At 37.9% G+C, this 21,902-nt stretch carries 20 protein-coding genes and 1 tRNA gene; 5 read left to right on the top strand and 16 right to left on the bottom strand.

Going from position 1 to position 21,902, the window contains the following annotated elements; genetic code table 11:
- Positions 1-5: 5 nt before the first annotated feature.
- The 11 genes from CRO54_RS15000 to atpD all read right to left on the bottom strand — a co-directional run bounded on the left by CRO54_RS15000 (position 6) and on the right by atpD (position 12,723).
- Positions 6-299 carry an antibiotic biosynthesis monooxygenase family protein gene (locus tag CRO54_RS15000; protein WP_097132880.1) on the bottom strand — a complete coding sequence of 98 codons (294 nt, stop codon included), beginning with the start codon at positions 297-299 and terminating at the stop codon, positions 6-8.
- An 88-nt stretch (positions 300-387) separates the two neighbouring features.
- Positions 388-1,791, bottom strand: a complete 1,404-nt coding sequence (gene leuC / locus CRO54_RS15005; RefSeq protein ID WP_097132881.1) for a 3-isopropylmalate dehydratase large subunit — start codon at positions 1,789-1,791, stop codon at positions 388-390.
- A 111-nt stretch (positions 1,792-1,902) separates the two neighbouring features.
- On the bottom strand, positions 1,903-3,384 hold the full coding sequence (ilvC, locus tag CRO54_RS15010) for a ketol-acid reductoisomerase (protein ID WP_097132882.1): 1,482 nt from the start codon (positions 3,382-3,384) through the stop codon (positions 1,903-1,905).
- A 439-nt stretch (positions 3,385-3,823) separates the two neighbouring features.
- Positions 3,824-4,462 carry an acetolactate synthase small subunit gene (gene ilvN, locus CRO54_RS15015; protein WP_097132883.1) on the bottom strand — a complete coding sequence of 213 codons (639 nt, stop codon included), beginning with the start codon at positions 4,460-4,462 and terminating at the stop codon, positions 3,824-3,826.
- A 92-nt stretch (positions 4,463-4,554) separates the two neighbouring features.
- Positions 4,555-6,297, bottom strand: a complete 1,743-nt coding sequence (gene ilvB, locus CRO54_RS15020; RefSeq protein WP_097132884.1) for a biosynthetic-type acetolactate synthase large subunit — start codon at positions 6,295-6,297, stop codon at positions 4,555-4,557.
- Between the two features lie 59 nt (positions 6,298-6,356).
- Positions 6,357-6,935: an ORF6N domain-containing protein gene (locus tag CRO54_RS15025; protein WP_097132885.1), complete on the bottom strand. Its 579-nt coding sequence runs from the start codon at positions 6,933-6,935 to the stop codon at positions 6,357-6,359.
- Positions 6,936-6,977: 42 nt separating this feature from the next.
- Positions 6,978-8,657 carry a dihydroxy-acid dehydratase gene (gene ilvD / locus CRO54_RS15030; protein WP_097132886.1) on the bottom strand — a complete coding sequence of 560 codons (1,680 nt, stop codon included), beginning with the start codon at positions 8,655-8,657 and terminating at the stop codon, positions 6,978-6,980.
- A gap of 203 nt (positions 8,658-8,860) precedes the next feature.
- Positions 8,861-9,751 (bottom strand): branched-chain amino acid transaminase, encoded by an 891-nt coding sequence (locus tag CRO54_RS15035; protein ID WP_097132887.1) that lies wholly within the window; start codon positions 9,749-9,751, stop codon positions 8,861-8,863.
- Positions 9,752-10,319: 568 nt separating this feature from the next.
- The gene (locus CRO54_RS15040; protein ID WP_097132888.1) at positions 10,320-10,637 is read right to left on the bottom strand and encodes a GNAT family N-acetyltransferase; all 318 of its coding nucleotides are present in this window, start codon (positions 10,635-10,637) and stop codon (positions 10,320-10,322) included.
- Between the two features lie 252 nt (positions 10,638-10,889).
- Positions 10,890-11,135, bottom strand: coding sequence for an ATP synthase F1 subunit epsilon (atpC, locus tag CRO54_RS15045; RefSeq protein WP_097132889.1), 246 nt, complete (start codon positions 11,133-11,135; stop codon positions 10,890-10,892).
- Positions 11,136-11,220: 85 nt separating this feature from the next.
- Positions 11,221-12,723, bottom strand: a complete 1,503-nt coding sequence (atpD, locus tag CRO54_RS15050) for a F0F1 ATP synthase subunit beta (protein WP_097132890.1) — start codon at positions 12,721-12,723, stop codon at positions 11,221-11,223.
- Positions 12,724-12,975: 252 nt separating this feature from the next.
- On the opposite strand from atpD, the gene CRO54_RS15055 reads away from it, so the two are divergent.
- The 5 genes from CRO54_RS15055 (at position 12,976) to obgE (ending at position 16,738) form a co-directional block, all read left to right on the top strand.
- Entirely contained in the window at positions 12,976-13,890 is a 915-nt protein-coding gene (locus CRO54_RS15055; RefSeq protein WP_097132891.1) for an SDR family oxidoreductase, read from the top strand.
- Positions 13,891-13,969: 79 nt separating this feature from the next.
- Positions 13,970-14,431 (top strand): redoxin domain-containing protein, encoded by a 462-nt coding sequence (locus CRO54_RS15060; protein WP_097132892.1) that lies wholly within the window; start codon positions 13,970-13,972, stop codon positions 14,429-14,431.
- A gap of 353 nt (positions 14,432-14,784) precedes the next feature.
- Positions 14,785-14,858 (top strand) — tRNA-Arg (locus CRO54_RS15065).
- 64 nt (positions 14,859-14,922) lie between these two features.
- On the top strand, positions 14,923-15,492 hold the full coding sequence (locus CRO54_RS15070; protein WP_097132893.1) for an adenylate kinase: 570 nt from the start codon (positions 14,923-14,925) through the stop codon (positions 15,490-15,492).
- Positions 15,493-15,742: 250 nt separating this feature from the next.
- A complete protein-coding gene (gene obgE, locus CRO54_RS15075; RefSeq protein ID WP_097132894.1) occupies positions 15,743-16,738 on the top strand; it encodes a GTPase ObgE in 996 nt (331 codons plus the stop codon).
- 96 nt (positions 16,739-16,834) lie between these two features.
- On the opposite strand, the gene CRO54_RS15080 is transcribed toward obgE, so the two are convergent.
- From CRO54_RS15080 to CRO54_RS15100, 5 genes are all read right to left on the bottom strand, one after another.
- Positions 16,835-18,559, bottom strand: a complete 1,725-nt coding sequence (locus CRO54_RS15080; RefSeq protein WP_097132895.1) for a carbamoyltransferase family protein — start codon at positions 18,557-18,559, stop codon at positions 16,835-16,837.
- A 75-nt stretch (positions 18,560-18,634) separates the two neighbouring features.
- Positions 18,635-19,207, bottom strand: a complete 573-nt coding sequence (gene xrtY / locus CRO54_RS15085; protein ID WP_097132896.1) for an exosortase Y — start codon at positions 19,205-19,207, stop codon at positions 18,635-18,637.
- Positions 19,191-20,060 (bottom strand): glycosyltransferase family 2 protein, encoded by an 870-nt coding sequence (locus CRO54_RS15090; protein WP_097132897.1) that lies wholly within the window; start codon positions 20,058-20,060, stop codon positions 19,191-19,193. The genes xrtY and CRO54_RS15090 overlap by 17 nt, the downstream gene beginning before the upstream one ends.
- Complete coding sequence (locus tag CRO54_RS15095; protein WP_097132898.1) at positions 20,060-20,677, bottom strand: class I SAM-dependent methyltransferase; 618 nt, start codon at positions 20,675-20,677, stop codon at positions 20,060-20,062. The genes CRO54_RS15090 and CRO54_RS15095 overlap by 1 nt, the downstream gene beginning before the upstream one ends.
- A gap of 7 nt (positions 20,678-20,684) precedes the next feature.
- Entirely contained in the window at positions 20,685-21,848 is a 1,164-nt protein-coding gene (locus CRO54_RS15100; RefSeq protein WP_138765847.1) for an XrtY-associated glycosyltransferase XYAG1, read from the bottom strand.
- Positions 21,849-21,902 lie beyond the last annotated feature (54 nt).

The raw sequence follows: 21,902 nt of genomic DNA on the forward strand, positions 1-21,902 counted from the left end.
AACTTTTAATTTTTTACTTTTTCAAAATGTTCAACTGTAGGAAATGGATCATAAAAATGATGCAATAAAGCTTTCCATTCCTGATATTCGGCAGAGCCTCTAAAGCCTACTGTATGTGCTTCCAAATCTGTCCAATTCACCAATAAGATGTATTTGGCAGGATCCTCCATACATTTTTGAAGCTGATGCGAAATGTAACCTTCCATGCTTGCAATAATTCGTTCCGCTTTAGCAAAAGCAGCTTCAAATTCTGTAGTTAGGTTTGGAATCACGTTTAATATGGCAACTTCTAAAATCATATCTCTTGTTGGTTGGTTTTTGGTTGTTTAGTTTTTTGGATTAGGTTTCGGCAGCTTTTACTGACCACTGATACTTGACCCCTAATCACTAAGCTTCCAACAACTCCCTTACATCAGTAATCTTTCCAGTTACAGCCGCAGCGGCAGCAGTCAATGGACTTGCCAACATTGTTCTAGCATTTGGTCCTTGTCTACCTTCAAAGTTTCTGTTCGAAGTAGAAACGCAATATTTTCCTGCCGGAATTTTATCTTCATTCATTCCCAAACAAGCCGAGCAACCAGGTTCACGTAGTTGGAACCCTGAAGCTTCAAACACTTTATCTAAACCTTCTGCTATCGCTTGTGCTTCTACTTGCTTAGAACCTGGAACAATCCAAACTTCTACATTTTCTGCTTTCTGTTTGCCTTTCACAAACTCAGCAACTGCACGTAAATCCTCGATACGAGAATTGGTACAACTACCAATGAAAACATAATCTACAGGTTTGCCTAATAAACTTTCGTCATCAGCAAAGCCCATATAATCTAAAGCTTTTTTGTAAGATACTTGCTCCGTTTCTGGTTGAGCAGTAGTTGCTGGAATATGATCAGCAATACCAATACCCATTCCAGGGTTAGTACCGTAAGTGATCATTGGTGCAATGTCAGCAGCATCGTAAGTTAATACTGCATCAAATTTTGCATCATCATCACTGTACAAAGTTTTCCAGTAAGCTAAAGCAGTATCCCATTCTTCACCCTGTGGAGCAAATTTTCTGCCTTTCACATATTCAAAAGTAGTTTCATCTGGCGCAATCAGACCGCCACGAGCACCCATTTCGATACTCATGTTACAAACCGTCATACGAGCTTCCATGCTTAAAGAACGGATCGCCGAACCAGCAAACTCTACGAAATAACCAGTACCACCAGCGGCAGAAATTTTAGCGATGATGTAAAGGATGATGTCTTTTGCGCCAACACCTTTTCTCAACTCGCCATTCACTTCAATTTTCATAGTTTTGGGTTTCGATTGTTGCAAACATTGCGTTGCAAAAACCTGCTCCACTTGTGAGGTACCGATACCAAAAGCGATAGCACCAAAAGCACCATGGGTAGAAGTGTGACTATCGCCACAAACCATTGTTTTTCCTGGCAAGGTAATACCCAATTCTGGACCAATTACGTGTACAATCCCTTGAAAAGGATGACCCAAGCCGTAAAGCTCTACGCCAAATTCAGCGCAGTTTTTAGTCAACATATCTACCTGGTATCTCGAAAGTTCTTCCTTGATCGGTAAATGTTGGTCTAAAGTAGGCACATTATGGTCTGCCGTTGCCACAGTTTGCTGCGGACGGAAAAGTTTCAAGCCACGTTTTCTCAAGCCATCAAAAGCCTGAGGCGAAGTAACCTCGTGAATTAAATGCGTATCAATGTACAAAATATCAGGAAAGCCTTCTTCACGTTTCACTACGTGAGCATCCCATATTTTTTCTACTAATGTTTTCGCCATCTTTTATAAATTGTTTTTAGTTAGTTTGTCAGTCTGAGCTTGTCGAAGACTTCTCTGTAAAATTAGAAAAGAATTCCTTCGACAAGCTCAGGATGACATTCTTTTTTTATTTTATGCTGTCTTAATCGACTTCATTGCAGTCATTGCTTTACGCAATTTTCTACCTATAACCTCTACTTGGTGGTCACGTAAAATCTCATTGATAGCTACTAATTCAGCATTATCAACTGAACCATCTTTACCTTCGTTGAAGTTTTTACCTACTAAATCAGTATCCACAGTTTTCATGAAATCAGTTAATAAAGGCTTACAAGCTTGGTCAAATAAGTAACAACCGTATTCAGCAGTATCAGAAATTACGCGGTTCATTTCGAACAATTTCTTACGAGCAATCGTGTTTGCAATTAGTGGAGTTTCGTGTAAACTTTCGTAGTAAGCACTTTCTGGTTTAATACCAGCTTCAACCATCGTTTCAAAAGCCAATTCAACACCAGCTCTAACAAAAGCCACCATTAAAGTATAGTTGTCGAAATATTCTTGCTCACCAATTTTCACATCACCAGCAGGCGTTTTTTCGAAAGCAGTTTCACCAGTTTCAGCTCTCCATTTCAATAGGTTGGCATCGCCGTTAGCCCAATCAGCCATCATCGTGCTTGAGAACTCACCGCTCATGATATCGTCTTGGTGTTTTTGGAACAACGGACGCATGATATTTTTCAATTCCTCAGAAATATGGAAAGCTTTAACTTTAGCTACATTGCTCAGGCGATCCATCATACCACTTACGCCACCGTGTTTCAAGGCTTCAGTAATTACTTCAACACCGTATTGTACCAATTTAGAAGCATAACCAGCATCAATTCCTTTTTCAACCATTTTATCGAAAGAAAGAATAGAACCAGTTTGCAACAAACCACATAAAATAGTTTGCTCGCCCATTAAATCAGATTTTACCTCAGCCACGAAAGATGATTTCAATACACCAGCTCTGTGACCGCCAGTACCTACGCAGTAAGCCTTAGCTTGTGCCAAACCTTTACCTTCAGGGTCGTTTTCTGGGTGAACAGCAATTAGCGTAGGTACACCAAAACCTCTTAAATACTCAGCTCTAACCTCAGAACCCGGACATTTAGGAGCTACCATAATTACAGTAATGTCTTTACGGATTTGCATACCTTCCTCAACGATATTAAAACCGTGAGAATAAAGTAGGGTAGAGCCTTGTTTCATTAACGGCATTACAGCATTTACCACCGCAGTATGTTGTTTGTCTGGTGTAAGGTTAATCACCACATCAGCCGTTGGAATTAATTCTTCATAAGTACCAACTTTGAAATTGTTGTCGGTAGCATTTTTCCAGCTATCTCTTTTCTGCTCGATAGCCTCTTTACGCAAAGCATAAGATACATCCAAACCGCTGTCTCTCAAGTTTAAACCTTGGTTTAATCCCTGAGCGCCACAACCTACAATTACCAATTTTTTACCTTTTAAAGCATTTACGCCATCCAAAAACTCATCGTTAGCCATGAAATCGCATACGCCTAATTGGTTCAATCTTTCTCTAAGTGGTAATGTGTTAAAATAATTTGCCATTGTTCTATTTAGTTTTTGTGATACAATTGAGTATCTAAGATTTATTGTTTTATTGGTTAATTTTTTATTCTTCGGTACTATTATTCTTTGCGCTTTAATCCTTGCTTATTTTGTAAAGAATGTTTCTGTGCGCTTCGGTTATTGTCGCCCCGCTTTTTGCTGTAATCTTTTTGTTGGCACTGCTGTTAATCATTGTCATGCTGAGTTTATCGAAGCATCTATTAATAACCAATCCTTCGACAAGCTCAGGATGACACCGCCAAAAAGTATTTCCGCTTCAATCGGGTTTAGTTTACTAAGGCTTATGTTTCAAAAGGAAATCCTTCCCCTACCGCTCCGGATTGTCGGAGCAGGCTCTCCAAAGGGGGACACCCCTCAAGGTTTAAAGCAATGTCCAAAACCTTCGCTTTTAGCTTTAGTCTTTCGCCTTTCAGCTCTCTTACATCGTAAAAATCTTCTCGCCCTTATCCAAGAACTCGTTTTCAACACGTTCCTCTCCAGGTTCCTCCGCTTCAAATTCTTTCAACTTTTCATGGAAACCAGCACTGTCTTTAATAATTGCTACCCTTGCCGAGCGAACAAATTCAATTAATTCATAAGGCTCCAATGCTTTCACCAAAGCGTCAGTTTCTTCTTTGTGCCCAGTTACTGAGAAAACAGTATAATCTTTGCGAATTACTACCGCAGTTGCACCGTATTGTCTCAATAAACGCTCTACTGTTACTTTTTCGGTAATCTCTTCCGTAGATACTTTGTAAAGAGCCAATTCTTGCCAAATTATTTCGCTATCGGTATTAAAATAAACTTTTAAAACCTCTACTTGCTTCTCAATCTGACGAGCTAGTTTTCTCACTACCTCATAACTTTCGTTAATTAAAATAGTAAAACGGTGTATGCCTGCAATCTCCGATGGAGAAGTGTTCAAGCTATCAATGTTAATTTTTCTTTTCGAAAATATAATCGAAATACGGTTCAATAAACCAACTCTGTCTTCCGCATAAACCGTGATGGTAAAATCCTGTTTACCCTCGTAGTCGGGTTGGCTTTCTATATATTTTATCGTGTCGTTAGTACTCATTTTTCTTGGATTAAGTATGAAGGAACAAGGATGAAAGACATAATGTCTATACTTTTAATCTTTATTCCTTGTTCTTTGCTCTTTTATCTTAATTATTTCAATCTAATTTCACTTACGCTCATTCCTTGTGGAACCATTGGGAAAACATTGTTCTCTCTACCGACCATTACTTCCAATAGATAAGAACCTTCGTGGTTAATCATGGTTTCCAGTGCTTTTCTCAAATTCGCACGCTCGTCAACTTTGTCAGCTTCTATATAATAAGCTTTTGCTAAAGCCACAAAATCAGGACTGGTGATGTTCACAAACGAATAGCGCTTATCATGGAACAACTGTTGCCATTGACGAACCATCCCTAAAAAGCGATTGTTCAAAATCAAAATCTTAACTGCTGCACCAAATTGCATAATGGTACCTAATTCTTGTGGTGTCATCTGAAAACCTCCATCGCCAATAATGGCAATTACTGTTTTATTTGGCGCACCATATTTAGCACCGATAGCTGCAGGTAAACCAAATCCCATGGTACCTAAGCCACCAGAAGTTACATTGCTACGAGTGTTGTTAAACTTTGCATAACGACAAGCTACCATTTGGTGCTGACCAACGTCAGTTACAATTACTGCATCTCCACCACAAATCTCGTTGATGTTTCTTAACACTTCACCCATGGTCATTTCTTCGCTGGTTGGGTATAATTCTGGAGTAATGACTTGGTCTATCTCCTGCTGGTTGTAATCTCTAAATTGAGCAACCCAAGCTTCGTGCTTACTTTCGTTTACTAAGTTGGTTAAAATAGGAAGTGTTTCCTTACAATCGCCCCAAACACCAACTTCTGCTTTTACGTTTTTGTCAATTTCAGCAGGGTCAATATCTAAGTGAACCACTTTTGCCTGCTTCGCATATTTATCTAAACGGCCAGTTACACGATCATCGAAACGCATTCCGATAGCAATTAAAACATCACATTCGTTGGTTAAAACGTTTGGTCCGTAATTACCGTGCATCCCTAACATACCAACATTTAACGGGTGGTCAGTTGGAACAGCACCTTCGCCCATAATTGTCCAAGCTGCTGGAATGCCAGTTTTCTCGATAAATGCTTTGAATTCTTTCTCGGCATTTCCTAAAATCACCCCTTGACCAAACAGTACAAATGGTTTTTTGGCTTCGTTAATCAGTTTTGCTGCCTGTTCAATAAACTCAACCCTTACTTTTGGTTTTGGTCTGTAGCTACGGATATGGTTACACTTCACATAAGGCTCAAACTCTTCAATCTGTAATTGTGCATTTTTGGTAATGTCAATCAATACAGGGCCTGGTCTGCCGCTTTTAGCGATGTAAAAAGCTTTCGCTAATACTTCAGGAATTTCCTTTGCATCAGTAATTTGGTAGTTCCATTTGGTTACTGGAGTAGTAATGTTAATTACATCAGTTTCTTGGAAAGCATCTGTACCCAAAAGGTGAGCAAATACTTGTCCGGTGATACAAACTAAAGGTGTACTGTCAATTTGCGCATCAGCTAAGCCTGTTACCAAGTTGGTAGCACCTGGGCCGCTGGTCGCAAAACAAACACCCACTTTTCCGCTGGTGCGTGCATAGCCTTGTGCAGCATGGATGCCACCTTGTTCGTGGCGCACCAAAATATGCTCTAGCTTATCAGCATAGTCGTAAAGGGCGTCGTAAATTGGCATAATGGCACCGCCTGGGTAGCCAAAAATTGTACTCACACCTTCTTCAATTAGGCCATTCAACAACATTTGCGAACCCGAACCTTTAAAAGTAGGGGAGCTTGTTGTTACCTTTTTCGTCTCTGTATCTTGTAAGGTTTCCATAGTTTCTATATTTTATGGTTTTTGGTCAATTTGTAATCCCTTTCAGGATTTAGGTTTCTTTATTTTTTATCGATTTTAAAACCGATTTTTTCCCTGTCTTTCCACTTCAGCTGCGCTATTTTTTCATCAAGTAAATTATCCATGGCATCATATAATTCATTCAGCTGTACATCGTGTTCTCCAATTCGCTCTTTAATTTCCGCTAGCTGCTCATTAATGTTGCTTTGCTTCATCAAAATCTTTCTGATGTCTACAAAAGCTCTCATAATGGCGATGTTCATTTCAATTGCCCTATCACTTCTCAAAACACCACTTAGCATAGCTACACCTTGTTCAGTAAAAGCATACGGCAAATACCTGTTTCCTCCGTGTTGCTGCTTAGGTTTTAAAATCTCAATCTCGTTAGAGGTTGATAACATTTGTGCACTTGAGGTTTCAATTTGAAACCTCAAGTTGTTCCATTCCTCTTTGGTCAGTTGAAACATAAAATCTTCAGGGAAGCGTTGTATGTTACGTTTAACCGCTAAGTTTAGTGCTTTAGTTTCAACTTCATAAAGCAATGCCAAATCAAAGTCGAGCATTACTCGCTCTCCTCTTATTTCATATATTCTGCTTTGAATACTTTTGATAATTTCCATATCACTTATTTTTCTTGGTAGATGTGATAAGTTTTTCAGGGTTTAAGCTTCGTCGGTTACACAACCGCCAGCCGCATCTGTTACTGTTTTGGCATATTTAAACAATACGCCCTTGGTGACTTTCAGTTTAGGTTGTTGCCATTTCGACCTACGTTCAGCAATAATTTGATCACTTACTTTAAGGTTGATTTTGTTATTTACGGCATCAATTTCAATAATGTCGTCATCTTCTACTAAGCCAATTAAGCCACCTTTGTAAGCTTCTGGTGTAATGTGGCCTACCACAAAACCGTGTGTACCACCAGAAAAACGACCATCAGTAATTAGTGCAATAGATTTACCTAAACCAGCACCAATAATTAACGAAGTAGGTTTTAGCATTTCAGGCATGCCTGGCGCACCAACTGGACCTTCGTTTTTAATCACCACAACATCACCAGGTTTAATTCTCCCTGAAGAAATTCCAGCCACTAAATCTTTTTCTCCATCAAATACACGAGCCGGACCTTCAAATCTTTCGCCTTCTTTACCAGATATTTTAGCTACAGAGCCTTTTTCCGCTAGGTTTCCGTACAAAATTTGTAAGTGGCCAGTAGCTTTTATCGGGTTATCTAATCTTTGGATAATCGGTTGGTTGTAATCCATGATTGATTTTACATCTTTCAAGTTTTCTGCTACCGTTTGTCCAGTAACCGTTAAGCAATCGCCATGTAATAAACCTTCGTTTAACAGATATTTTAACACTGCTGGTACGCCACCATATTGATGTAAATCTTGCATCAAGTATTTGCCGCTCGGTTTAAAGTCAGCTAAAACTGGTGTGATATCGCTCATGCGTTGGAAATCATCCTGTGTAATTTCTACGCCAATAGCTTTGCCCATCGCAATGAAGTGCAATACCGCATTAGTACTTCCGCCTAAAATGATAATCGAACGAATGGCATTCTCAAATGCTTTTCTCGTCATGATATCAGAAGGCTTAATATCTCTTTCTAATAAGATTTTGATGTATTTTCCTGCATCTAAGCACTCATTTTTCTTTTCATCACTTACTGCAGGATTTGACGAAGAATAAGGTAAGCTCATTCCCAAAGCCTCAATAGCAGAGGCCATGGTATTTGCAGTATACATTCCGCCGCAAGCACCAGCGCCTGGACAAGTATGTTTAATGATCCCTTGGTAATCATCTTCTGATAAATTACCACAGATTTTTTGACCTAGCGCTTCGAAAGCAGAAACGATGTTTAATTCTTCGCCTTTATAATGTCCTGGTGCAATTGTACCACCGTAAACCATAATCGAAGGACGGTCTAAACGAGCCATCGCCATAATTGCACCTGGCATATTTTTATCGCAACCTGGAATAGAAATAATGCCATCATAGTACTGACCACCACAAATAGTTTCAATACTATCGGCAATTACATCACGGCTAACTAAAGAATAGCGCATGCCATCGGTACCGTTGCTCATGCCATCACTCACGCCAATGGTATTAAAAGTAAGACCGACTAAATCGTTGTTCCAGACCCCTTTTTTAACCACAGCGGCTAAATCATTTAAGTGCATATTACAAGTGTTGCCATCATAGCCCATACTTGCAATGCCCACTTGAGCTTTTGCCATATCAGCATCGGTTAAACCAATTCCGTAAAGCATAGCTTGTGCTGCGGGTTGTGTTGGGTCTTGCGTAAAAGTCTTACTGTATTTGTTTAATTCCATTATATATTTGTTGTTCTGTTCAATTCAAAAAAAAACCGCCTCTTTTTGGGAGGCGGTTTCGCTATAGTATCTTTTACATTATATACAACGATTGCCTTCCCTCGGTTGAGGAATAATGATAATGTTGTTAATAATGACTGTATTTAAACGCATGTGTGGTTTTCTTGCAGCCAAACATACTAACAAATTATCAGGAAGAAAAATTAAATGATCACTTCATAGTTCACTTTTTCTAATACCAAGTTTTTATATGCTCTTTGTAAGGTAGCGCCAATGCTATCTCTCCATCTTTGTCTATACACCGTTTCATCTATGGTGTGAATACCCACTACTTCAACCGCTGTTCCACAGAAAAATGCGCCGTCAGCTTCTTTTATAAAGTCTGTTGTGATTTCTTTTTCAACAACTTCAATATCTAGCACTTTGCAAAGTTCTATAATAGTTGCTCTGGTAATACCTGGCAGAATATTCCCTTTTGCTGGTGTGTAAAGCTTGCCACCTTTTTCAAAAAAGACATTTGCGCCAGGCGCTTCGGCTACTTTGCCAGTTGCATCCAATAGTAGTGCCTCATCAAATCCTTTATTTTTAGCGTCTGATGTCGCTAAGATAGAGTTCACATAATTTCCACTGATTTTAGCTTCAATCTTTATTGATTTAGGATTTGGACGCTCGAAAGGAGAGATGCAAACTTTTAATTGTCTGTCGCCAAGGTAAGCTGCCCATTCCCATGCACAAATCATAATAGACGTCTGTTCTGGAGCAACCAAGGTCATTTGTGGTTCACTAAAAACCAAGGGACGGATGTAGGCATCTTTGAAATTATTCAGTTCGAGCAGTTTGTAAGTTTGTCTAATCAAGTCATCGATGTTCCATTTGAATGGAATACCAGTTAACTCGCAAGAGCGCTTTAACCTTTCGTAGTGCTCTCTAGCCTTAAAAATACGAGTAGCATTATGGGTTTTATAAGCCCTAATGCCTTCGAATGCTGCAAAGCCATAGTGCAATGATTGACCATATAAATCAGTCTTTGCTTCTGCCGCCTTTACAAATTGGCCATCTAGATAAATTACGGTGTTCGAATTGTAATAATTCATTTTTATCTGTTTAATAGTGTCTTCAATGGTGATGAAGCCCTCATGATTTTTAGTAAAATCATAAGGATTTGTTTTGTTTAAAAAAGCGCCCCAGTTTTTTAGAAAGGGGCGCTCATTTTGATGTTACTCAATATTTTATAACGAACCCTTGCACTTCTTAAGGAGCAGCACATTAAGTAGCAGTACCAAGGTCAGGTTGACTTGATTAAAGCGATTATGTGTTACAATTAAATTCATGTGAATTAGGGATTAATTATCTCGTTGTTTTATAAATACCAATTTAGTATTTGGTTCAAAAAATAGCAACAGAAAAAGGAAAATAATTTTTTAAGTATTAAATTTTGTTAATAATTGCTTTTTTAAAATTTAATGTTGCTGAAAATGGTTTTTGGTTGATGATAACATGTAAAGCGTAGACCAAATATGAAAACGGTATTCGGTATAAATATTATGCTTGCATTGTATTTAAGCAAATTTCGGCGTAAAAGTCGGAAAGTATGCTAAGGGTTTGGATAAAATATGATTTTAATCATGCCTAATTAATTTACTTTATCTTGTTTCAAAAAGCTTATTTATCGAAAAGTCTAAGGTATTTACTCGGTACTAATCTTTTCCATTCTGGATGTCTTTTAACGTAAGCAAAGACTAATGGACATAGCGGAACTAATTGATAAGAGTTTTCTTCGAAGTACACAAGGGTCTTTTCTATCAAGGCTGTAGCTGCACCTCTTCCAGCTAATGCTTCTGGGCTTTCGGTGTGGATTAACTTGATAATTTTCCCATCTTCTTCGTATTCAATAAATGCAATGTGGCCATCTACTGTTAATTCGAAACGTTTGGTTTCTTCGTTTTTTACCAATGGTAGGTTTAGGAATTCATCTTTCATTGTCTTAGTTTTTAATTGATGTCAACTAAGTTAAAGAGAAAGTTGTGTGTTAGGGTTGATGTATGGTAATAAACAACGTTTCTTCGACTTCTCGTCATTGCTAGCTTTGGCGAAGTAATCCTAAAGCGAATAAATTTTTCTAATGTTGTAAGATTGCTTCGTCGTTCCTCCTCGCAATGACGACATTGAGCAAAGGAAAACAAAAAGCCCCGAACTTTCGTTCAGGGCTTTTAACATTTTGATGTTCTTAGCTTATGCTACAACAGCTTCAGCTAAAACAATAATTTTATTATCCAGCACTTCTACTACACCACCTTTAATGTTGTAGATGTTTTCGCCTTTTGCTTCTTTTACAATCACTGGTCCATCTTCTAAAGTAGAAATGATAGGAGCGTGATCTCTTAAAATTTGAAAAGAACCTAAAGTTCCAGGAACCGTAACCGCAGTTACTTCGCCTTCGAAAACTTTCTTATCTGGAGTTAATATTTCTAAGTTCATTTTTTTTATTTGAGTAGCAAGTATTTAGTATCGAGTATCAAGATTGGAAGCCCTATCTTGATACTTGATACTCATATCTTGATTCTTAGTTAGCTTCTGCCAATAATTTTTTACCTTTTTCAATAGCATCTTCAATGCTACCAACTAAGTTAAATGCAGCTTCTGGATATTCATCAACTTCACCATCCATGATCATGTTAAACCCTTTGATAGTGTCTTTAATGTCAACCAATACACCTTTTAAGCCTGTAAATTGCTCAGCTACGTGGAAAGGTTGAGATAAGAAACGTTGAACACGACGAGCTCTAGATACTACCAATTTATCTTCCTCAGATAATTCGTCCATACCTAAAATCGCGATGATATCTTGTAATTCTTTATAACGTTGTAAAGTTTCTTTCACACGTTGCGCAGTGTTATAGTGCTCATCACCTAAAACAGCAGGAGAAAGGATACGAGAAGTAGAATCCAATGGATCTACCGCTGGATAAATACCTAACTCAGCAATTTTACGAGAAAGTACTGTAGTTGCATCTAAGTGGGCGAAAGTTGTAGCCGGAGCAGGGTCAGTTAAATCATCCGCAGGTACATATACCGCTTGTACAGATGTAATCGAACCACGTTTAGTTGAAGTAATACGCTCTTGCATTAAACCCATCTCAGTTGCCAATGTTGGTTGGTAACCTACCGCAGATGGCATACGACCTAATAGTGCCGATACCTCAGAACCTGCCTGAGTAAAACGGAAGATGTTATCAACGAAGAAAAGGATGTCTTTTCCAGCGCCTTCGCCATCACCATCACGGAAATATTCTGCAACTGTTAATCCTGATAATGCTACACGAGCACGTGCACCAGGAGGCTCGTTCATTTGACCGAAAACCAATGTCGCTTTAGATTCTTTTAATTTTTCAGTATCAACTGCGTTCAAATCCCATCCACCTTTTTCCATTGAGTGTAAGAATTCGTCGCCATAGTTAATTACGCCTGATTCGATAAACTCACGTAGTAAATCGTTACCCTCACGAGTACGCTCACCCACACCTGCGAATACTGATAAACCAGCATAAGCTTTAGCGATGTTGTTTACCAACTCCATGATTAATACCGTTTTACCTACACCAGCACCACCGAATAATCCAATTTTACCACCTTTTGCATAAGGCTCTAATAAATCGATAACTTTAATACCTGTAAAAAGTACTTCAGTTTCTGTCGATAAATCCTCGAATTTAGGAGGAGCATTGTGGATAGGGCGACCGTCAGTTTTATCAACAGTGTTGATACCATCAATGGCTTCACCAACTACGTTAAATAAACGACCTTTAATTTGATCGCCAACAGGCATTTTAATTGCAGCACCAGTGTCAACTACATCCATTCCACGAACTAAACCATCTGTAGAGTCCATCGAAATAGCACGAACGCGATCTTCGCCTAAGTGTTGTTGAACCTCAAGAACGATTTTCTGTCCGTTCTCTTTAGTAATCTCCAATGCAGAGAAAATTTTAGGTAAAGTGGCATCGTTAACAAAGCTTACATCGACTACCGGTCCTATAATCTGCGCTATCTTTCCAATATTAGGCATATTTTGTATTTGGTAAAATTATAAAAATCAAAATGTTAAAGGCAGTTCTGTGCTCCTGCTTTTCGGATGGCAAAGTTATTAAATTTTAATGTAAATTTTACATAGAAATAAAATGTTTTTCAACAGTTTTATAAATGATAATTTAGCGAGTGCAAAATGGCTGTTATTTTGGCTTATCACACTGATGTGCTGTAGATAATAAATATTAAGGAATGACAGCCTCAGTACTTATAAGAATAAATCATAGGATAGATGAAAACAGTTTTAGTTACCGGCAGTAACGGACTTTTAGGTCAGAAAATAACCGAGCAAGTATTAGCGGACAAAAGTGTGAATTTAATCGCTACTAATAGAGGAGCGAACAAATATCCCATCGTAGAAGGTTATATTTATGAAACCATGGATATTTTGGACAGCAAAGAAGTGAAGACTGTGCTAGAAAAATATAGACCCGATGCACTGATCCATACTGCCGCCATGACTAACGTAGATACTTGTCATGAACAGAACGAAGCTTGCCGGCAGTTGAACGTAGAAGCTACCCAGTGTTTGGCATCGCTTTGCGAAAATATGGGTATTCATTTTATATATGTATCTACAGATTTTGTTTTTGATGGGCTAAATGGGCCTTACAGAGAAAATGATGAGCCGAAGCCTGTGAGTTTTTATGGTGAGAGCAAATTAGCCGGCGAAAGAATTACGCAGCAAATGAAAGGCGACTGGGCAATTATCCGGACTATTTTGGTGTATGGTATTTTAAAGGATATGAGCCGTAGTAATATCGTGCTTTGGGCAAAGGGCGCTTTAGAGAAAGGAAACCCGATTAATGTAGTAATCGACCAATGGCGTATGCCTACACTGGCAGAGGATTTGGCGAAAGCCTGCTTGTTGGCGGTGGAACATAAAGCAAAGGGGATTTACCACATTTCTGGAAAAGATATGATGACCATTGTAGACTTGGTACGCAGAGTTGCCGATTTTTGGAATCTGGATAAGAACCTAATTAGAGAAATTAGTTCAGAGAGTTTGGGGCAAGAAGCCAAGCGACCAAAGAAAACGGGTTTCATTTTAGACAAAGCAATGACCGATTTGAATTATCAACCTCATAGTTTTGAGGAAGGATTGGAAATCATGAGTAGTCAGTTATCAGAGATCAGTAGTCAGTAGTCAGTTATCAGGAATTAAATGCACATTAACCAGTCAAACCATTAACCATTAACAAATTCAATCATTCAAAATTAGATATATGTCATTACAAGTAGGAGATAAAGCTCCAGATTTTAAATTAAAGAGTACAGAACTTAAAGAAGTTTCTTTAGACGATTTTGCAGGCAAGAAAGTAGTATTGCACTTTTTCCCTTTGGCGTTTACAGGTGTTTGCACTACGCAACTTTGCACCATGAGAGATAACTTCGGTTATTACGATGGATTAGGAGCTCAGGTTTTAGGCGTTTCTGTAGATTCTCCGTTTACTTTAGCGAAATTTAAGGAAGAGCAAGCTTACCAGTTTCCATTGCTTTCTGATTTCAATAAAGAAACAGCGGCAGCTTATGGTGCGTTGTACGAAGATTTCTTAGGATTAAAAGGCATTGCTAAGCGTTCGGCTTTCGTGATAGACGAGGAAGGTAAAATCATCTATGCGGAAGTATTAGAAGATGCTGGTAATTTGCCAGATTTCGCAGCTATTAATAAAGTAGTTGCTGGGTAGATTTTAAAGATACTTTTTTAAAAAATGGGATTAGTACTACGATGTAAGTGCAGTCCCGTTTTTTGTTTCTGCTGATTAATCTACATCCGCTCCAGTTAGGTTTAGCTAACGTAAACCTGTGCGAATAACCTGCCATCTAAACCCGATATAGGCGGATACCGGCCATGTGGCTAAGGCTAAGTCTTGGGTTGTGCAGTATGAGCCATTAGCTGGACTGATTTTTGATAGTGGTAATTGCTTTGATTTTCAAACTTTTAGGATATTTATTGCTTTTATTTTAAAATATTTCTCATAAAATATTGTGAATTTAAAACTGAAATATTACTTTTGCATTCCGTTAGCGATACGGAAATGCATTTGTAGCTCAACTGGATAGAGCACCTCACTACGGATGAGGAGGTTTGGGGTTCGAATCCCTACAAGTGCACAAACAACTAGTTAAGCCTTGCCGCCCAAGCGGGAAGGCTTTTAATTTTTAAAGACAAACTTAAATGCTCAATTTAGTTCTCTTTGGCCCTCCGGGTGCAGGCAAAGGCACCCAATCTCAAAAGTTAATTGATAAATATCAGTTAGTACACATCTCTACCGGCGACCTTTTTAGGGGGCACATCAAAAACCAAACTTCATTAGGACAACAAGTAAGTAAATTAATTGCAGATGGCGAATTAGTGCCTGACAGCATTACTATTGCCATGTTGGAAGAAGAAGTAGATAAAAATCCAGATGCAAAAGGATTTATTTTCGATGGCTTTCCTCGTACTGTACCGCAAGCAGAAGAGTTGGATAAGTTCTTAGAGAGCAAATCATCTAAGATTGACGGTGTAATTGCTTTAGATGTAGACCAAGATGAATTAACTCGCCGTATTGCTGAACGTCATAAAATTAGCGGTAGGCCAGATGACGATGCAGAAAAGTTAAAAAAACGTATTGACGAGTATTTTACTAAAACTATTCATGTGTTGCCTTATTACGAAGGTCAAAACAAGTTGGTTAAAGTAAATGGTATCGGCGAAATCGAAGTTATTTTCGGTGACCTTTGTAAGGTAATCGATAACTACTAAATAAGATTAATTAGCTAATTTGATGATTTGAGAATTAGCTAATAAGAAATAAAGCATCCGTATAAAATACATTAGTTATTTTTGCGGATGTTTGTTTTTATAAAGGTTTAACCACTAAGTCACAAAGAACACTAAGATTGTTATAGTAGACTATTGGATTAAAAATTAAAATAAGAAACAAGAAAGGTATTAGCTGGTCTTCAAAAATATTAGCTAATCATCACATTCACTAATCATCACATTCATAGATATGTCTCAAGGTTCCAATTTTGTTGATTATGTAAAAATCTGTTGCCGATCTGGCAAAGGAGGTGCAGGTTCTGCGCATTTGCATCGTGATAAACATACTGCTACTGGCGGCCCAGATGGCGGCGATGGTGGCAGAGGTGGCCATATTATCTTAAAAGGTAACACACAATTTTGGACACTACTTCACTTGAAATACCGGAAACATATTATTGCTGAAGATGGCGGTGCAGGTGGTAGTGGGCAAAAATCTGGCAAGATGGGCAAGGACGAAGTTTTAGAGGTGCCTTTAGGTACCATTGCCCGCGACGCAGAAACTGGAGAAGTTTTGTTTGAAATTACCGAAGATGGCGAAACCAAGATTTTAACTGCTGGTGGTAGAGGTGGCTTAGGAAACTGGCACTTTAAAACTGCTACACAGCAAACACCTCGCTTTGCGCAACCTGGCGAACAGGGCAAAGAGGAGTGGATGGTACTGGAGTTAAAAGTGTTGGCTGACGTAGGTTTGGTTGGTTTCCCGAATGCCGGTAAATCTACCTTATTATCGGTATTATCTGCAGCCAAGCCAGAAATTGCAGATTATCCTTTTACTACACTGGTGCCTAATTTGGGTATCGTATCCTACAGAAATTCAAAGTCATTTATTATGGCTGATATTCCAGGGATTATAGAAGGTGCATCGAAAGGAAAAGGTTTAGGTTTTAGATTTTTGAGGCATATCGAGCGTAACTCTGTATTGTTATTTATGGTACCTGCGGATACCAGTAGAACCATTACAGAAGAGTACGAAATTTTGAAGAATGAACTACAGGAATTTAATCCTGAGCTGATGCAGAAACCACATTTACTGGCTATCACTAAATCAGATATGTTAGATGAAGAGTTGAAAGCAGAAATGGAGAAGGAACTACCGAAAATTCCGCATCTGTTTATTTCTTCTGTAGCGCAACAAGGTTTGGTAGAGCTTAAAGATATGTTGTGGAAATCGATTAACGGTTAATCAGTAGGCAGTTTTCAGTGGTCAGGGATTAGTGGTTAGCAGTTGGATGCACAATTAACCAAATCATCAAATAACCGTATTAACCAATACAGTCACCTATCTTTCAATTACAATATCTTCCATAACCAACATATCCATTTTCGTTCTCAGGAAACAATTTAAGGCTTCTTCTGGTGTGTTTACAATAGGCTCATTCTCATTAAATGAAGTATTTAATAAAATAGGAACTCCAGTTTTTTCGTAGAATTTATTGATGAGCCCAAAATATTTAGGTTCGATAGATTCGTCTACACTTTGTAAACGGCCTGTGCCGTCCACATGGGTTACTGCTGGTATTTTACTACGTTGTTCCTCTTTAATCAAAAAAACCTTTTCCATAAAGGGAACATCATCCACTTGTTCAAAATAATCAGGAATGTACTGTTTTAATATTGATGGAGCGAATGGCCTAAATGATTCTCTTCTTTTGATTTTAGCATTCAAAATCTCTTTGGCATCGTTGCGTCTCGGGTCTGCAATGATAGACCTATGGCCTAATGCCCTTGGACCAAACTCAGCCCTTCCCTGAAACCAGCCAACTACGCCAGAATCTATCAAACAATTGGTCACTTTGTCGAATAGTGCATCCCCTTCCAATTTGGTATAGTTGATATTTTTCTCCTTTAATAGGTCTTCAATAGTTTCATTGCTAAAGCGACTGCCTAAATACCCATGTAACATAGGTGCTGTTCTAGGTTGATTTAACAATTGGTTATAGACCCAAAGTGCCGCACCGATACAAGTTCCAGCATCGTGCCCTGCTGGTGGAATATATACTTTTTTGAAAGGGGTTCTCAAAAGAATTTTACCATTAGCTACAGAGTTTTGTGCTACACCACCAGCAATACAAACTGTGTCTAATCCTGTTTTTTGCTGTAAGTGCGTTAACATGTGGTAAATAACCTCTTCTGTGATCCTTTGGATAGAAGTTGCCCAGTCTCTATGCAACTGCTCCAATGGCTCGTCAGTTTTTCTTGCAGCACCAAATTCATCCAGTAATGCATCGCTGTAAAGGCTGTCCATTGCTGGGATACCGCCTTCCCATACCATATTAACCCCTTTGCTAGGATGATTGAAATATTTTAATTCGAGCTCAAATAGACCATCTTCTTTAAATTTAATTACTTTTCTTAAGTGGTCTACATATTTAGGTTTTCCATAAGGAGCTAGGCCCATTACTTTATATTCGTCTCCATAGTGTGGAAAGCCTAGCCATTGTGTAAATGTCGTATAGAACACACCTATAGAATGCGGATAGGAAACCGTCTCCAGTACTTCAATTTTATTGCCTTTTCCTATGCCAGTCATAGTGCTGGTAAAGTCCCCAAAGCCATCTATAGAAAGCAAGGCAGAATCCTCAAAAGGGGAAGCAAAAAAAGCACTAGCTAAATGACTTCTATGATGCTCTACATTATGTATCTTAGCTTTAAGCTCTCCTGCTTTTAGGTTAAAATGTTGGATGAATTCTTCTTCAATAGATGCTGCCTTTTTTAGGTTCTTTACCCTGCTGATGATATTACTTAAATTTAACCTGTTCTTTAAAGCTGTGAGCGCCTTTTTGCCCAAATTTGCTTTTGGGTCTCTAGATATAGCAATATGGTCTATCTCTGTTATAGAAACTTGCGCCTCTCTTAGGCAAAAATCGATTGCTTCTGTAGGAAAGCCAGCCCAATGTTTAATTCGTCTAAAGCGCTCTTCTTCGGATGCAGCAATTAGCTCTCCGTCTTTGTAAATACAAGCTGACGAATCTCCATGATAGGCATTGATCCCTAAAATATACATAAATGTGTAGTGTGGTTAAGTAACTGAACGCGAAGATAAAAAAAATGCAAAGAGTACAACTAGATGGGTAGGTAATTATGTTTTAGATGGTTTGCTTACTTGTTTAAGCCAGATATAAACGAGTATAATTAACACTGCATAAACAATAATATTGAATAAGTCATGGTGGTCTATGGTTAGATATTTTGGTCTTCGGTTCCAATAGAGCGAAAGCAATACCAGTCTTATTGTATTTAATAACTGTATAATTACTAATCCCAAGAATAGAAACCCATATCTTGCCTTTATTTTCCCCGGAAAAGTGAGTACAAATGCAATGAATACGCTCATTACTCCATAACCTAGGCAGCTGTAAACCATTGTAAAGCCAGATCTGCCAATTACTCTCAGTTGATAATCATTGGTATACACGATATAATTGAACCACCTTAAAACTGTTGCGGTACTTTCAATAGCGAAAGTACGCCACCAATTAATGTAGTTTAAATGTTCATCTAGAAATGGGATATACAAACCGCCTTTTGCCGTAACGCCGATAAAAGCAATATTAAACCCATATAAGATAAAAAAGAGTGCTATAAACCAAATAATAAATCTAATATAAGGCTCTGACCACAAGGACAAAATAGATTTATTTAATTTGCTCATTTTTATTTTTATCTAATTTTTCTGATATTTTCATATCCACAATTAACCTAAACCAAAAACCTTGTAAGAAATGAAATAAAATCCCAGTTCTGCCATCTAGAAAACCTAGTTGGAAAGTCATTCTAATACCGAAATAAATAAATGGACGTATAAATAACGGAAGTTTCCACCACAGATTTTTGAAATAAGCGGTTCTTTGATAAGGATCGCCGAAGAGTTTTGGTCGTACAGTTTGCCCTCTCAGGTTTCTCATTCGTTCTATTTCCTCGTCTGCCACCAAATCACTATAACGATTATGTTTAGTTATCCAAAAACTGATGTCGTTTTCCTTTAAATTCTCTTCTAAAATATGACCCTTTTTCCAAATGATCGTTTTGCCAGAGACTAAGAGCCTATGGTCCATATTTTCGCTGAGGTCGGAATAACCAATACCATTTCGAAACATCTTTAATTGATATTTGGGATAATAGCCACCATATTTTATCCACTTACCCTTGAAAATATTTTTGCGATTAAAATAGATGCCGTTTATATCCTGGTAATCTTCCTCCCTAAAATTTGCTAACTGATTAAAAAGTTCTGGCGTTACCACTTGATCTGCATCCAAACCTATAATCCAAGGAGTTTTTATCTCGAAGTTTTTCAAGGCAAAATCCCATTGCTTAGGATGGTTTTCGAAAGCATTTTGTTGTAGAACAGCTCCAAAATCTGAAGCGATTTTTAGCGTTTGATCGGTACTTCCAGAATCCAAAATGAAAACAGGTGCATTTAATTTAGTGATAGAATTTAACAAACGAGGAAGATGCTGTTCTTCATTGAAAGTTAAAATGATAAAACTAAACACAGGATTCATTAGATAGTAGCTTTAATGATCATTGATTTCCAAAGATACGGTAACCTACCGCAACCCACAAAACCTTTAACTTTAAAACCCTGTTCTTCAAGTAAAGTAGTTAACGTTTGTTTTGACCAAAGTTTAATATGCCCACCATCCCAAAGTGGATCGGCATGATGATCCCATTTACCCGCTATGGCGATAAGTAAGTTTTTTAGATAACCATGATAAGGAGTAGAAAGGATAATTTCTCCTCCACCATTTTTGACTAGTATTTTTTTTGCGAATGAGATAAATGCTCGTGGATCGTAAAGATGTTCTATAACTTCGGTAGAAATAATTGTTTGTATTTTTTTATCTAGGAGTTCTGCTGGTAAATCATCAGAAGACAAATCTTGAACGAAAAAATATCCTGGATTGATTTTATTTGCCTGATAAATACCTTTTAATGAAGCATCAGTACCGTAAACTTTAAAGCCTTTAGTGATTAACTCATTTGCTAATGCCCCATTTCCACATCCCAAATCTAAAATGATTTTCTCGTGCTGTAACATCTGTAACAAAGGCTCCCATATATAATTTTGAGTATGGTCAGCCGTATGTGTGTCGTATCCGTAATCTTTATATTCAGACATGAGTGAGTTAATTTCTGTAAATAGTGACGTATTGATTTGCTAAATTAATATTATCGAAATCTAGCATGATCTTTTTTGGCGAATTTGCTCTAATTCTATCTCTGTTTTCTGTCTCAGAGAAAGAACGGGTAATAACTTGAGCTAAATGTTCTTTTGTTAGGCTGCTCACCCATCCTAAATTATTTTCTTGTACATAACGTGCTAAACCTACTTCTTCACTTACTAAGACTGGCGTTCCCATCGCTAAACTTTCTATTACTACGTTAGCAAAGTTCTCATTATAAGAAGTGAGTATCAGTAAATCTTGGTTCGCAATTAAATTAAATTTATGGTCATTTTTTATATGACCTAGCCATTTAATTTTATCATTAATCTTCAATTTTGCCGCCAATTCCTGTAAAGTTAGAACATAATTTGGTTCTCCGCTACCAGCAATAGAGAGCTGCCAAGGAATGTCCAAGGTTGCCAATGCATCGAACAGCAATTCTAATCCTTTCTTTTGTTCTATTCGAGATAAGAAAATAAGCCGATATATCTCGTTGTTTGAAATCGATGTTTCTTGATTTGAAACAGCTGATAATTTAGGGAACTCTACGAAGTTTGGAATTACTGTTACTCCGTTTACACTACAAGTTTGTCGCACATCTCTCTGCTCTTTATCACTGGTTGCGTGAATATAGCAGTATTTCAGTAGCTTTTTGCCTAATAGAAAATGAATGATGTTTTTAACTTTAGAATTTCGATTAGTTAAGCTATAGCTAGTTAACATCCCTCTGGGAGATAGCACAACCTTTACGCCATTCAGCTTTGCTATTAGGCAAGAAAAAATAGAAACTAAGTTCCACCAGGCATGGATGTGTACCACTAATTCACTTTTTCTACCTTTCTTTTTCTCTTTAGTAATGAGTTGATGTAAGAACCAAAAAAGTGAAGGTGAAAAATGGGTGTGGTCTTTTGTAATTCGTTTAAAGTAATACACCTTTACGCCATCCACTAAAGTTTCTTGCCCAATTGGAACATCTAGTTCAGCTTTTCCGTTAGCTGTTGTAGCAAGTACGGTAACATCATGTCCTGCTTTGGTTAGCTCTTCTGATAGTTTGGCAACCGACATGGTTGGTCCGCCGTATACAAAGGCTGGCTTATAGGCCGCACATATCTGGATGATTTTCACTGAATGATCAATGATTAAATGAGTGAAATTTGAATTATTGAATAACTAAAATAT

It is taken from the genome of Pedobacter xixiisoli (genome assembly GCF_900215335.1).
Taxonomy (GTDB): Bacteria; Bacteroidota; Bacteroidia; order Sphingobacteriales; family Sphingobacteriaceae; genus Pedobacter; species Pedobacter xixiisoli.